Source organism: Methylomonas sp. AM2-LC, assembly GCF_039904985.1.
Lineage (GTDB): Bacteria > Pseudomonadota > Gammaproteobacteria > Methylococcales > Methylomonadaceae > Methylomonas.
In genome coordinates this window covers 1-13,218 of the sequence record NZ_CP157005.1, presented here as the reverse complement: position 1 = coordinate 13,218, position 13,218 = coordinate 1, and the positions used below count along the sequence as shown (strand labels likewise).

Sequence of the window (13,218 nt, the reverse complement as noted above, 5' to 3'; positions counted from 1 at the left end):
GGTTGCTTGCAAGGAGTTTATCAAGTGTGTGTGGTGTATATCGCACTAGACTGGTATATTTAATAGTATTAATACGGGCGGAAATTAGAAGGTGGTAGGGCAATGGTAATCACAAAAAAACAAAAAATTGTTGCCACTATAGTAGTTACTACGTTTGTCTTTTATGCTGGTCTGGGGTTTTATTTTCTGCCACTACTCGTAGTCAAAAAATTACCAGAAATACTATTGGAACAAACTGGACAAACAGCAGAGTTGCAAGCATTTAAATTTAATCCATTTAGTTTTGAACTGGAAATGGATGGCTTTTCCTTAGCCAGCCCAGCAGGAAATAGCCTAGTTAGCTTTGAAGTATTTGCCATTAATTTTAATGTTTTGGATACGCTTTGGCATCAGGCTGCAACATTCGATAGTATTATTTTAAGTAAGCCAATTATTAATATAAAACGAGAAGCAGATAGGCGCTTTAATTTTAGCGGTATGTTTCCCAAATCAGAATCGCAACCTGAATCAAATGAAAAATCAGTTCCCCCTTCGTTAAACATACATCATTTAGCTATAGAAACTGCTGAAATTAGCTGGATGGATGTCTCCAAGGGATTTCCTCAAAACGCTGAATTAAAACCCATTAATTTTGAAGTTAACGAATTAACAACCGAGATTAATGGAAAAGGCAATTTTGACTTGGGATTTGAGCTGGCTTCTGGCGGTCGTTTGCAGTGGCACGGAGACTTAAGTTTAGAGCCCTTGTCATCAACTGGTTTGATTAGTTTGGAACAATTGAAACTAGAGCCCATCTGGAAAGGGTTTTTGCAAGACTTAATACCTATTGTCATATCTGAAGGTAGTTTAACTGCGCACGTTGATTATCAAACCAAACAGGTTGATGGTAAACCCGAACTGCTAATCAGTAACGGTGTCATTGATGTCAATAAATTGGTAGTTACCGAAAAAAATGGTAATGCACCTTTGTTGACTATACCTACTTTAGCTGTGCGTGAAATCACGTTGGATTTAGATAAGAAAAAAATCAGAGCCGCTGTCTTGGAAAGTAAAGATGCGCAAATTAAAGCCGCCTTAGAGGCTGATGGCAGACTTAATTATCAGCGTTTGTTTGTTAATGATCAGTCTTCCGTTACTAGTCCGCCAACTGCAAAAACGGCTAGTACACAAGTGACTACTCGACAACCAGAATGGCAAATTAGTTTAGACGAAGTGGCGCTAAATAATTACCAGTTTTTGTTTACCGATCTGACACGTAAAACTCCGCAATTGACGCAATTGAGTAACACTAATTTCAAATTACAGAAATTGACTGTTCCTCAGATTGAAAAATTGCCCATGCAGTTCAGCGCATTATTGAACAATGACGGAAAATTAAAATTAGATGGGGATTTACAGCTATCCCCATTTAATGCAGTTTTGTCAGTTGATGTTCAAAATATTAAACTGCCTTTTCTACAGACATATGTGGATGATTATTTAAATTTGGAACTAGTGGATGGCGAATTTAATACGAGTGGGAATTTGCAAATAAATGCAGATGATGCGTTTCAACTATTGTTTAAAGGGGATGCAGATATTGCAAATCTGTTAACTCGGGATAAATTAAATCATAAGGATTTTCTAAAATGGTCAGATTTAAGTTTGCAACAAATTGATATCGATCTGGCACAGCAAACATTTTCTTTGGGAAAAGTGTTATTTGATCATCCCTATTTACGCGTTACCATTCAAAAAGATAGAACGACCAATTTCAATGACATTGTGGTTACGCAGCCTGTTGCAAAATCAACCCCCACCAAGCCCAAGTCATCCGACACTCCTAAAACCAATACAATACAAACTAGCCCTATCATCAATATTGGAAAAATTGAACTTGAGGCCGGTTATTCGGATTTTTCAGATTATTCGTTGATTATGCCATTTGTGACTGAAATGGATGAGCTGAATGGAGTGGTCGATGGTTTTGCTTCGAATCAGAATAAGCCCTTAAGTATTAACCTAAAAGGTAAGGTTTATCATTTAGCCTTAGTAAATATAAAGGGTAAATATCAGTTACAAAGTGGAGATTCCAATATAACCCTTAAATTTGATCATATGCCTTTGCCATTAATTACACCTTATATGGCCGATTTTGCGGGATACAAAATCGAGAAAGGTCAGATGGCGTTGGATTTGCAATATACAATTAATCAAGGGCAATTGGATGCGAAAAATAAAATTTTTATTGACCAGCTTACTCTGGGCGATCAGGTCGAAAATCCACACGCAACCTCGCTGCCTTTGAATTTGGCAATTGCTTTGTTAAAAGATGCCGATGGCAAAATTAATCTCGATTTTCCTGTGACTGGCAGTTTAAATGATCCGCAGTTTAGTATCGGTTCTTTAATAGCAGATGTGTTTAGTAATCTGATCACTAAGTTAGTGAGTTCACCTTTTAGAGCGTTGGGTGGGTTGTTAAGCGAGGATCAGGATTATAGTAGCGTCAAATTCCCTGCAGGCAGTGCCGAAATTCAGGCTGCAGAAATGCAGAAACTTGATCAATTGAGTAAAGCTTTACAAAATAAACCCGGGTTGTCATTAGATATTAAAGGGAAGTCCTATCCGTCTTTGGATTGGCCTGTGATACGTTCAGATGCATTAAAAGAAATTTTGAAAAAAATGAAGTCTGGAGAATTGCGTGATAAAGGCACAAATATTCGTTCAGAGTATATTGAATTATCTGATGAAGAATATAAGCGATTGTTGGAGAAGTTTTTTCATGAAGTGTATCCGCAAGAGCTTGATCATTCCTTGTTTGGTAAGCCGCGCATTAAAACACTGCCAGATGTCGATTTTTATGAAGTAGCCAAACAAAAACTGGAAGATAAGTTACAGCCTGAACCGGAAAGGCTTAACAATTTGGCCATTGCCAGAGCGAATGCAATTTCTAAATATTTATTGGACAAAGACGGTATTGATTTAAATCGTCAATATATTCTGGCTCCTGAAATTAATGCTGCAGATACTACTGACATTGTTTCAGTTTTATCATTAAACGTAGCCCATTGATGGGTGCATAAGGCTATACTATAGGCTAGAAAAATATCACAACTTTTCGTAAAGTTGTTAGAGTAACCACTTTTAATGGGATATGTTGGCAGCATTTGCAATTATTTCTTTTTGATGTGGTCCAATTTCTTAATAATGTTTTTCCAGAACTCAATTAAATGGAGCTAAAAATGTATAACAAGTTTTATCGGTTTCTGACTATCTTAAGTGTATTTGGTCTCGGTTTAGTTTGGGCTAGTCCAAGTCTGGCGGATGCTATGACTTCCTGTACCATGACCTATAAGTTAAGTGGTTTCTCATTAGCTTATAAGCAATATGATGGGACCGGTAATGTTAGATGTAGCAATGGTCAACAGGCGCAAGTGATTTTAGCATCCAAGAGTATAGGTTTTACTATTGGTAAATCTGAAATTGAAGGTACGGGTGTGTTCTCTGATGTTAAAAACCTTAATGAAATCTATGGTAGCTTTCTTGCTTTGGAAGGACATGCGGGTGCAACCACATCAGTAGACGGACAAGTCTTGACACGCGGTGAGATTTCGTTAGTTTTATCAGGAAAGGGTCGTGGTATTGATATTGGAGTAAGCTTGGGTGCATTGACCATATCGCCCAAATAACTTTAATGGGTTTTAATGTACCTAATTTAAGTGAAACTGTATAACAAACGTTCACATTTGGAAAACTGGCTTTTATATGATTTTACCTAACTCAAGCCGAAGTCGGCTAAAACTATTCAAAAATATTCAATGACATCCAACAAAAGTCAGGATTCTGATTTCAAAACTCTACAAGACCCTTTTGCTCAGCGCGAAGCTGAAAAATACGAACATCCTATCCCAAGCCGGGAATTAATTTTGTTACTTATCGAACAGTTTGGGAAGCCTTTAAGACGCCAACAAATTGCGCAACAATTTTCGCTTGAGTCTGCAGACGAACTTGAAGCATTGCGCCGACGGCTTAGAGCCATGGAGAGAGACGGTCAGTTGGTATTTAACAGTCGGCAAAAGTATTGTTTGGGCGATGGTCATAAAACAATTGCAGGTCGAGTTCTTGGGCATCCTGATGGTTTCGGTTTTTTAAAGCCTGATGATGGTTCTGACGATTTGTTTATTTCTCCTCGGGAAATGAAATCGTTGATGCACAATGATAGAGTAAAAGTTAGAGTGTCTGGGATAGATCGTAAAGGTCGTCGTGAAGCAGTGCTGGATGAAGTGTTGGAACGCAACACGCATCAGGTTGTTGGGCGTTTTTATTTAGAAGGTCGTGTGGCTTATGTAGTGCCCGATAACAAAAAAATTAACCACGAAGTTTTGATCGCCAAAGAAGATATTGGTGGCGCAAAAAATGGTCAAATAGTAGTGGTAGAAATTATTCAGCAAGCTACTTCTCATTGTCAACCTTTGGGCAAAGTGACAGAGGTGTTGGGTTTGCATATGGCACCAGGCATGGAAATTGAGATGGCTATCCGCTCCCATGAGTTGCCCAATAGTTGGCCTGACGCTTTGTTAGCCGAAATAAAGGGCTTAAAACCCGAAGTACCTGAAACCGCCAAGCAAAATCGTCAAGATATTCGAAATTTGCCACTGGTAACCATAGACGGTGAAGATGCTCGGGATTTTGACGATGCGGTTTATGCACAAAAAACCGAAAAAGGCTGGAAATTGTTAGTCGCTATAGCCGATGTTTCCCATTATGTACAAGTCGGTAGCGCGCTAGATACCGAAGCAAAAAGCCGCAGCACTTCGGTTTATTTTCCTGAAAAAGTAATTCCGATGTTACCGGAAATATTGTCAAATGGATTATGTTCTCTGAATCCGGCTGTTGATCGTTTATGTATGGTTTGTGAATTATTGATAAACGAAGACGGTATAGTTATTCGATCGCGTTTTTTTGAGGCAGTTATGCGCTCCCATGCACGATTGACTTACACTCATGTCGCGCAGATGGTGGTAGATGGTGATCAAGAGCTGACAAAAAAGCATGCAGCGTTAATGCCGCATTTGCAAAACCTCTATGATTTGTACAAATCCATGCGCTATCAGCGCGAATTACGTGGTGCGATGGATTTTGATACTCAGGAAACTCGCATTGTGTTTGGTGCAAACAGAAAGATCGAGCAAATTGTTCCGGTTGTCCGCAATGATGCGCACAAATTGATTGAAGAGTTCATGATTACTGCAAATACAGCGGCAGCTAAATTTTTGAATCGTAAAAAAATGCCACGTTTATTGCGTATTCACGATGGTCCTGGAACTGAAAAATTGTTGACGCTTAAAACTTTTTTGGGTGAACTGGGTCTGCATTTAGGCGGTGGCAATAACCCTAGACCGTTGGACTATATGCATTTATTAGAGTCTGTTAAACAGCGTAAAGATGCGCATTTAATTCAGACAGTCTTGTTGCGCTCAATGTCGCAGGCGGTTTATAGTCCAGATAATAAGGGGCATTTTGGTTTGGCTTTGGATGCTTATGCTCACTTTACGTCTCCAATCCGCCGTTATCCAGATTTATTAGTGCATCGCGCCATACGCCATTGTTTAGCAGATAAGTCTGTAGAAAGCTTTCAGTATAATTTTAACGACATGGTCATACTGGGTGAACATTGTTCAGCTAACGAGCGTCGGGCTGATGAAGCCACGCGTGACGTGGTAAATTGGTTGAAATGTGAATACATGATGGATAAGATCGGCCAGGAATTTGCCGGTATTATTTCTGCAGTAACCGGGTTTGGTTTTTTTGTCGAGTTGCAGTCGATTTTTGTTGAAGGCTTAGTACATATTGCCTCCTTGCATCAAGATTACTTCAATTTTGATGCGACTAGTCACCAGCTATTTGGGGAGCGTACCGGTGTCCGCTATCGTTTAGGAGATACGGTACGTGTAAAAGTAGTGCGGGTAAATCTCGATGATAAAAAAATTGATTTTGAGTTGCTGCAAGCTGCCAAAAAGACGACTAAATCAAAAATTGTTGAAAAAAAACCTGATAAAGCAGTAGGGAAAGCACCTAGAAAAAATAAGTCATCCAAGTCCACATCCCCCGCAGTTAGCAAGCCCAAGCCTAAGAGACGTCGTAAAATATGAGTACACAGTTATTTGGTATCCATGCCGTACAGGCGGCTTTAGACTATTCACCACAAAAAATTCAACGTGCTTTATTTGACGAACAACGGCAGGATGCGCGCTTAAAGGAAGTGATAGACTCACTAAAAGCTTTAGGTATCAGCCTTGAGAAAACAGATCGTAAAAAATTGGATAAGCTGGCAGACGGTAAAAATCATCAAGGTATCGTTATTAGCGTGGAATTACCTGCCATGCGCAGTGAAGAGCAATTGAAATCCGATGTGGAAGCCTTAACCACTACACCTTTCTATCTGATACTCGATCAAGTACAGGATCCACATAATTTAGGTGCGTGTTTGCGAACGGCTGATGCAGTGGGGGTGCAAGGTATTATTGTAACTAAAGATAATGCGGCAAGTATTACGCCCACAGTGTGTAAAGTTGCCAGTGGTGCGGCAGAAACGGTACCTGTGTATCAGGTAACTAATTTAGCCAGAGTATTACGTTGGTTAAAAGAACAAAATATTTGGATTTTAGGCACAGCTGGTGATGCCTCACAAACTTTGTATGAGATGAAATTGGATATGCCACTGGCTATTGTGATGGGCGCTGAGGGAACAGGTATGCGCCATTTAACCCGCCAGCATTGTGATTTTCTGGTAAAAATACCTATGGCTGGACAAGTGGAAAGTCTTAATGTTTCTGTGGCGGCTGGCGTATTGCTTTATGAAGTATTCAGGCAAAAAGCCAGTTAGCTTCAAAACGCTTCATATTAGCTTACTATTTGCTGGATGGGGAGTGATTACAACGAGCTACGCTGATATAAATGCACCCCTAATGGCCTATATGTGCCGTAATTGTCACGATCCTGCTGGAATGTCAACACCTGTTGTTCCGGCGTTGGATAAATTAACTGCACAGCAATTTCAGAAAATGCTGATGGACTTTAAATACGATAAGCAGACTGCGGCGACAATTATGCCTCGTATTGCCAAAGGATATACTGATCAAGAATTGCAGGCTTTAGCAGACTATTTGAGCAAGCATTAATATGGATTTTCGTTCACGAAGACGCTTTTTGCAATTGACCGGAATTGCCGGCGCGGGATTCTTGAATGGATGTCGATTGCTGAGTAAAAATAATATCAATGCGCAAGTCGTAGTGGTAGGGGGTGGTTTTGCAGGAGCAACTGCCGCTAAATATATACGTCTGTTAGATGCTAATATTAAGGTGATCTTGATAGAGCCAAAAGCGCAATATATCACTTGTCCGGGTAGTAACTGGTTATTTGCAGATCTGCTGAAAATTGAAAATCTGACGGTTAATTATCAGGCTTTAAGTCAGCAATACGGCATCACCGTGATATGTGACGCTGTTGCTCGTATCGATTGTGAGCAGAAACGGTTGCTATTGGAAAATCAACAAAGTTTAGCTTATGATCGGCTGGTATTAGCTCCGGGTATTGATTTTCGTTGGGATACCTTAGAAGGCTATGATCAGGCAACTGCCCAGGTTTTTCCACACGCTTGGCAGGCTGGACCGCAAACTTTGCAGTTACAACAACAAATGCAAGCCATGCGTAATGGTGATGTGGCGCTGATTTGTGTGCCTGCAGAACCTTATCGTTGTCCACCCGGACCATATGAACGAGCCAGTATGATGGCCTATTGGTTACAGCAGCATAAACCCAAATCCAAATTGCTGATTCTGGATGCCAAAACCGGATTCTCAAAGCAAAAACTGTTTGAAGCGGGCTGGGCAAAATCATTTGGTTACGGTACCAGTAATAGTATTATCGAATGGCATTCACTTGCCGATAATCCCCTCCAGCACCTGGATGTTAAAACTAAAACGCTATCAACTTATTTTGGGGATAAAATTCAGGCACAAGTGCTCAATATTATTCCGCCCCAACAAGCGGGCAGTATTGCCCGGCAAACAGGCTTAACTGATGCCAGTGGTTGGTGTCCGGTCAACCCCTTGACCAGTCAATCACGAATTCAAGAGCACATCCATATCATTGGTGATGCTGCCAATTATGCGCCGATTCCAAAATCTGCATTTGCGGCTAATTCAGAGGCAAAAACCTGTGCCATGACAGTGGTAAGTTTACTAAACCAGCAACCCTTGCCCGATGCACATTGGTTGAATACCTGTTATAGCCTGATTACACCTCAATATGGAATTTCTGTGGCAGGTGTCTATAAGCTTAATGCTGAGCATACCATTGAGGCTGTTAAAGGAGCAGGCGGTCTGAGTAGTCTAAAAGACCCAGAATCCTCCCGCCTGGAAGCTGCTTATGCGCAAAGTGTCTATCAAACCTTGCTAAAAGATAGTTTTAGTTAAAACGCAATGCAAAATCAGCAGAACTGAGTAAAGAAAATTGCTTAGAAATTCGATTTTAAAATAGGTATCAGACATAAAAAAGCCCCGACACCAAATGTGCCGAGGCTTTTCTCATAGCAAAAACAGCTAATGGATAGCTATTACATCATGCCGCCCATACCACCCATGCCGCCCATATCCGGCATAGCAGGTGCTTTACTATCAGCAGGTGAATCAGCGATCATCACTTCAGTAGTAATCATCAAGCCAGCAATAGATGCCGCGTTTTGCAGTGCAGAACGTGTCACTTTGGCTGGATCAAGAATACCCATTGCAATCATGTCGCCATATTCGCCAGTGGCAGCATTGTAACCATAGTTGCCAGTGCCTTTTTTCACTTCGTTTAATACTACAGAAGCTTCTTCGCCAGCGTTGGTGACGATTTGACGTAAAGGCTCTTCCATGGCACGACGCAGGATATTGATGCCTACAGACTGGTCATGGTTTTTGCCTTCGATGCCTTCCAGAGCGGACAGTGCACGAATTAAAGCGGTACCTCCGCCGGCAACCACGCCTTCTTCAACCGCAGCGCGAGTTGAATGTAATGCATCTTCAACGCGGGCTTTTTTCTCTTTCATTTCAACTTCAGTTGCCGCGCCTACTTTAATAACCGCTACGCCACCAGCCAATTTAGCCAAGCGTTCTTGCAATTTTTCGCGGTCATAATCAGAAGTTGCATCTTCGGCTTGAGCACGAATTTGAGCAACACGACCTTTAATTTGATCTTCGTTGCCAGCACCATCAATGATGGTGGTGTTTTCTTTGTTAATTTGTACGCGTTTAGCAGTACCCAATTGGTCCAGCTCTGCTTTTTCCAAAGATAAGCCCACTTCTTCAGAAATAACAACGCCGCCAGTCAGGATAGCGATGTCTTCCAACATGGCTTTACGACGATCACCAAAACCAGGTGCTTTAACCGCAGCAACTTTAACGATACCGCGCATATTGTTAACAACCAATGTTGCTAAGGCTTCGCCTTCTACATCTTCAGCAACAATCAGTAAAGAACGACCAGATTTTGCAACGCCTTCCAAAATGGGTAACAATTCACGAATATTAGAGATTTTTTTGTCGTACAACAGAACAAAAGGATCGTCCAGTTCTACGCTCATACTTTCTTGTTTGTTGATAAAGTAAGGAGACAGGTAGCCACGGTCAAACTGCATGCCTTCTACTACATCCAGATCATTTTCCAGGCCAGTGCCTTCTTCAACTGTAATAACACCTTCTTTACCGACTTTTTCCATTGCTTCAGCAATGATGGCGCCGACTGAATTATCAGAGTTTGCAGAGATTGTGCCTACTTGAGCAATTGCATTAGTGTCTACACAAGGAGTTGCTGCTTTTTCAATGGCTGCTACTACTAATGTTACAGCTTGGTCGATGCCGCGTTTCAGATCCATAGGATTCATGCCGGCAGCAACAGATTTTAAACCTTCATTCACGATAGATTGAGCCAGAACGGTTGCAGTAGTGGTACCATCCCCGGCTACGTCAGAAGTTTTAGATGCAACTTCTTTAACCATTTGTGCACCCATGTTTTCGAATTTGTCTTTTAATTCGATTTCTTTAGCAACGGAAACACCGTCTTTAGTAATGGTAGGTGCGCCAAAGCTTTTGTCCAGTACTGCATTACGACCTTTAGGGCCCAAAGTTACTTTTACGGCATTGGCCAGAATGTTAACGCCTTGAGCCATTAGTGCGCGGGCTTCGCCGCCGAATTTTACGTCTTTTGCTGCCATTTCTTATATCCTGAAAATTTAGATTTGTGAAAAAGAGAATTTGAATAAAGCCTTGGATTAACCCAAAATGCCAATAATGTCTTCTTCGCGCATGACGATGTATTGTTCGCCATCGACTTTTACTTCACTGCCTGAGTATTTACCGAATAACACTTTGTCACCGACTTTAACTTCTAAAGCACGTACTTGGCCATTGTCCAAAAGTTTACCTGAACCTACTGCTTGTACTACGCCTTCGCTAGGCTTTTCTGCAGCAGAACCTGGCAGTACAATGCCGCCAGCTGTTTTGGTTTCTTCTTCAACACGTTTTACGACAACGCGGTCATGTAACGGACGAATATTCATGAATGTCTCCTTTATGTTCAGTTGTAAATCAAAAGTTAAAAATTTTATTAGCACTCTCTGCTATAGAGTGCTAATAATATCCCGCTTTTGCACTCTGTCAAGCTCTTTGGCATTATCTATGTCTCTAAGCTGCCAATATTAAAAAATATGAACGATCAACAGTTACTCCGGTATAGCCGACAAATAATGCTGCCGCAAATTGATATTGCTGGGCAGCAAAAATTACTTACGACTAAGGTGCTAATCATAGGTGCTGGCGGTCTAGGTTGCCCAGCAGCCATGTATTTAGCAGCTTCCGGAATAGGACAAATAAGCGTTTATGATGACGATCAGGTTGATTTAAGTAATTTACAACGCCAAATTGCTCACCACACTCCCGATATAGGGCTTGATAAAGTCATTTCAACCCTTAACACGTTGAAAAAAATAAATCCTGAGGTCAGAGTACTGGCACACAAGATGAGATTAGAGGGTGAGCGCTTGTTGGCAGAAGTTACTCAAGCAGATGTGGTACTGGATTGTAGTGATAATTTTACCACTCGATTTGCTGTCAATAAGGCTTGCGTAGCGACTAAAACACCGCTGGTTTCCGGAGCAGCTATTCGTTTTGAAGGGCAGATCAGTGTTTTTACCCCCGGCATGAATAATAGTCCTTGTTACCATTGTTTGTACCAGAGTGAAGGCGAAGAGTTACAAAACTGTGCGCATAATGGTGTGGTTGCGCCAATTACTGGCATTGTTGGTAGTATTCAGGCTTTGGAGGCAATGAAGCTTATTATCGGTATCGGTGAGTCATTAACCGGACGTCTATTATTACTAGATGGTTTGAGAATGGAATGGCAAACGATGCGGTTTAAGAAAAACCCATTGTGCCCTTGTTGCGGTGACGGTGAATTATTTGCAGAGTAGAGCTAAGGCTTAACAAGCCGGATTTCCGGCTTGTTAAGTCGCTGACTATTTTTTAGAAATTTGTGCTTTAATTTTGGAAATCACTTTTTCAGCTAAAGCTAAAACAGGCGATTCACTGTCACCGTGTGGTTCTATATCGCCAAAGGGTTCACCATTTTTTGCGACATACCTGTAAATGAAATAGCCTAGTGGTGCAAAAGCTATAGTTGCAATGACGAGCATCCAGAATCCGAGTATCAAGATTTCACTCATTTTACCCCCTCCAATTATATTATTATTATTTGAAATATAAGGTTATAGACCTTATGTGCTGACTATAACCTTATATTTATTATGGAACAAGTCTAAAGTTTTTTCATTTAGAAATGGTTGGTGCAACGTTCAATGTTTGAAGCAGTAATCTTCGGTACTATTGAGACAGAGTTCGCAGCAGATTTTTATAATCCTCAGCCATTTTGACATCTTCATCCTTCAATTCCGCAATGCGTTTACAGGCATTTATGACGGTGGTGTGGTCTCTTCCACCAAAAGCATCGCCAATTTCTGGATAGCTATGTGATGTTAATTCTCGCGCTAAACACATGGCAACTTGGCGTGGTCGGGTAATAGACTGTTTGCGATTTTTTGCTGACAAATCAGCTATGCGAATTTTAAAATATTCAGCTACAGTTTTTTGAATATTATCAATGCTGACTAATTTATCCTGCAAACTGATTAAATCATGCAATGCTTCCTTGGTAAACTCCAGAGTAATTTCTCGGCCGGTAAATTGAGAATTGGCGATTACCCTACGTAACGCACCTTCCAGATCTCTAACATTGGAGGGAATGCGTTTAGCGATAAAAAAAGCAATATCCTGATTCAGGTTAACACCTACATGCTGGGCTTTTTTGATAAGAATTGCGGTTCGAGTCTCTAGGTCAGGTGGTTCAATGGCGACAGGTAAACCCCAACCAAAACGGGACTTTAGTCGGTCTTCCAATCCGTTAATTTCTTTTGGATATTTGTCGCAGGTCAAAACCACTTGATGTTTTTGATCTAGCAGATTGTTAAAGGTATGGAAAAACTCTTCTTGAGATCGCTCTTTTCCCGCTAAAAACTGGATATCGTCCATTAATAGTATGTCGATACTGCGATAATATTCTTTAAAGTTATTAATGCTGTTTTGCTGTAAAGCTTTAACCATATCTTGTACAAACTTTTCAGAATGTAGATATACGATGTTGGCGTCAGGATTTTTAAGTAATACTGCATTGCCAATCGCGTGCATTAAATGGGTTTTGCCTAAACCGGAACTACCATAAATAAATAGCGGGTTGTATACCTTGCCAATGTTATCAGAAACGGTAACTGATGCTGCACGTGCCAATTGATTGGATTTTCCTTCTACAAAGCTTTCGAACGTAAATGCCTTATTTAAAAAATTAGGTTGATTCTTTTTTTGTGTCGCGCTTTTTATCAAGGTGGGGGTTTTTAAAACCGCTGTTTTTTTGCTGCCTATTTCAAATTGTACCGACAGGGTGGCATTTGAAAACTCATTGACGGCATCTTCGATGATGGCAAAAAAATGTTGTTTAATATGATCAATTATAAAGCGGTTTGGTGCAAGCAACTTCAATTGACTGCCCGATTCCACTGCTTGTAGTGGTCGTATCCAGGTGCTGAAATCGTTACTCGGGATTTCATGTTCAAGTTTCGACAGGCAGTTATTCCAAATACTACTCAT

At 40.8% G+C, this 13,218-nt stretch carries 11 protein-coding genes; 7 read left to right on the top strand and 4 right to left on the bottom strand.

Going from position 1 to position 13,218, the window contains the following annotated elements; all coding sequences use genetic code 11:
- Positions 1–102 precede the first annotated feature (102 nt).
- The 6 genes from ABH008_RS00055 (at position 103) to ABH008_RS00030 (ending at position 8,457) form a co-directional block, all read left to right on the top strand.
- Positions 103–3,051 (top strand): DUF748 domain-containing protein, encoded by a 2,949-nt coding sequence (locus ABH008_RS00055; protein ID WP_347987832.1) that lies wholly within the window; start codon positions 103–105, stop codon positions 3,049–3,051.
- Between the two features lie 170 nt (positions 3,052–3,221).
- Complete coding sequence (locus ABH008_RS00050) at positions 3,222–3,668, top strand: hypothetical protein (protein WP_347987831.1); 447 nt, start codon at positions 3,222–3,224, stop codon at positions 3,666–3,668.
- 129 nt (positions 3,669–3,797) lie between these two features.
- A complete protein-coding gene (gene rnr, locus ABH008_RS00045) occupies positions 3,798–6,131 on the top strand; it encodes a ribonuclease R (RefSeq protein WP_347987830.1) in 2,334 nt (777 codons plus the stop codon).
- Positions 6,128–6,865 (top strand): 23S rRNA (guanosine(2251)-2'-O)-methyltransferase RlmB, encoded by a 738-nt coding sequence (rlmB, locus tag ABH008_RS00040; RefSeq protein WP_347987829.1) that lies wholly within the window; start codon positions 6,128–6,130, stop codon positions 6,863–6,865. The genes rnr and rlmB overlap by 4 nt, the downstream gene beginning before the upstream one ends.
- On the top strand, positions 6,837–7,160 hold the full coding sequence (locus ABH008_RS00035; protein ID WP_347987828.1) for a c-type cytochrome: 324 nt from the start codon (positions 6,837–6,839) through the stop codon (positions 7,158–7,160). The genes rlmB and ABH008_RS00035 overlap by 29 nt, the downstream gene beginning before the upstream one ends.
- Before the next feature lies 1 nt (position 7,161).
- Positions 7,162–8,457 carry an NAD(P)/FAD-dependent oxidoreductase gene (locus ABH008_RS00030; RefSeq protein WP_347987827.1) on the top strand — a complete coding sequence of 432 codons (1,296 nt, stop codon included), beginning with the start codon at positions 7,162–7,164 and terminating at the stop codon, positions 8,455–8,457.
- A gap of 140 nt (positions 8,458–8,597) precedes the next feature.
- On the opposite strand, the gene groL is transcribed toward ABH008_RS00030, so the two are convergent.
- Complete coding sequence (gene groL, locus ABH008_RS00025) at positions 8,598–10,238, bottom strand: chaperonin GroEL (RefSeq protein WP_347987826.1); 1,641 nt, start codon at positions 10,236–10,238, stop codon at positions 8,598–8,600.
- Between the two features lie 57 nt (positions 10,239–10,295).
- Positions 10,296–10,583, bottom strand: a complete 288-nt coding sequence (gene groES, locus ABH008_RS00020) for a co-chaperone GroES (RefSeq protein WP_347987825.1) — start codon at positions 10,581–10,583, stop codon at positions 10,296–10,298.
- Between the two features lie 147 nt (positions 10,584–10,730).
- Between groES and moeB the strand changes: the two genes are divergently transcribed.
- A complete protein-coding gene (gene moeB / locus ABH008_RS00015; RefSeq protein WP_347987824.1) occupies positions 10,731–11,492 on the top strand; it encodes a molybdopterin-synthase adenylyltransferase MoeB in 762 nt (253 codons plus the stop codon).
- Positions 11,493–11,537: 45 nt separating this feature from the next.
- Here moeB and ABH008_RS00010 read toward each other — a convergent pair whose 3' ends face one another.
- Positions 11,538–11,744 (bottom strand): hypothetical protein, encoded by a 207-nt coding sequence (locus tag ABH008_RS00010; protein ID WP_347987823.1) that lies wholly within the window; start codon positions 11,742–11,744, stop codon positions 11,538–11,540.
- Between the two features lie 157 nt (positions 11,745–11,901).
- A complete protein-coding gene (gene dnaA / locus ABH008_RS00005; RefSeq protein ID WP_347987822.1) occupies positions 11,902–13,218 on the bottom strand; it encodes a chromosomal replication initiator protein DnaA in 1,317 nt (438 codons plus the stop codon).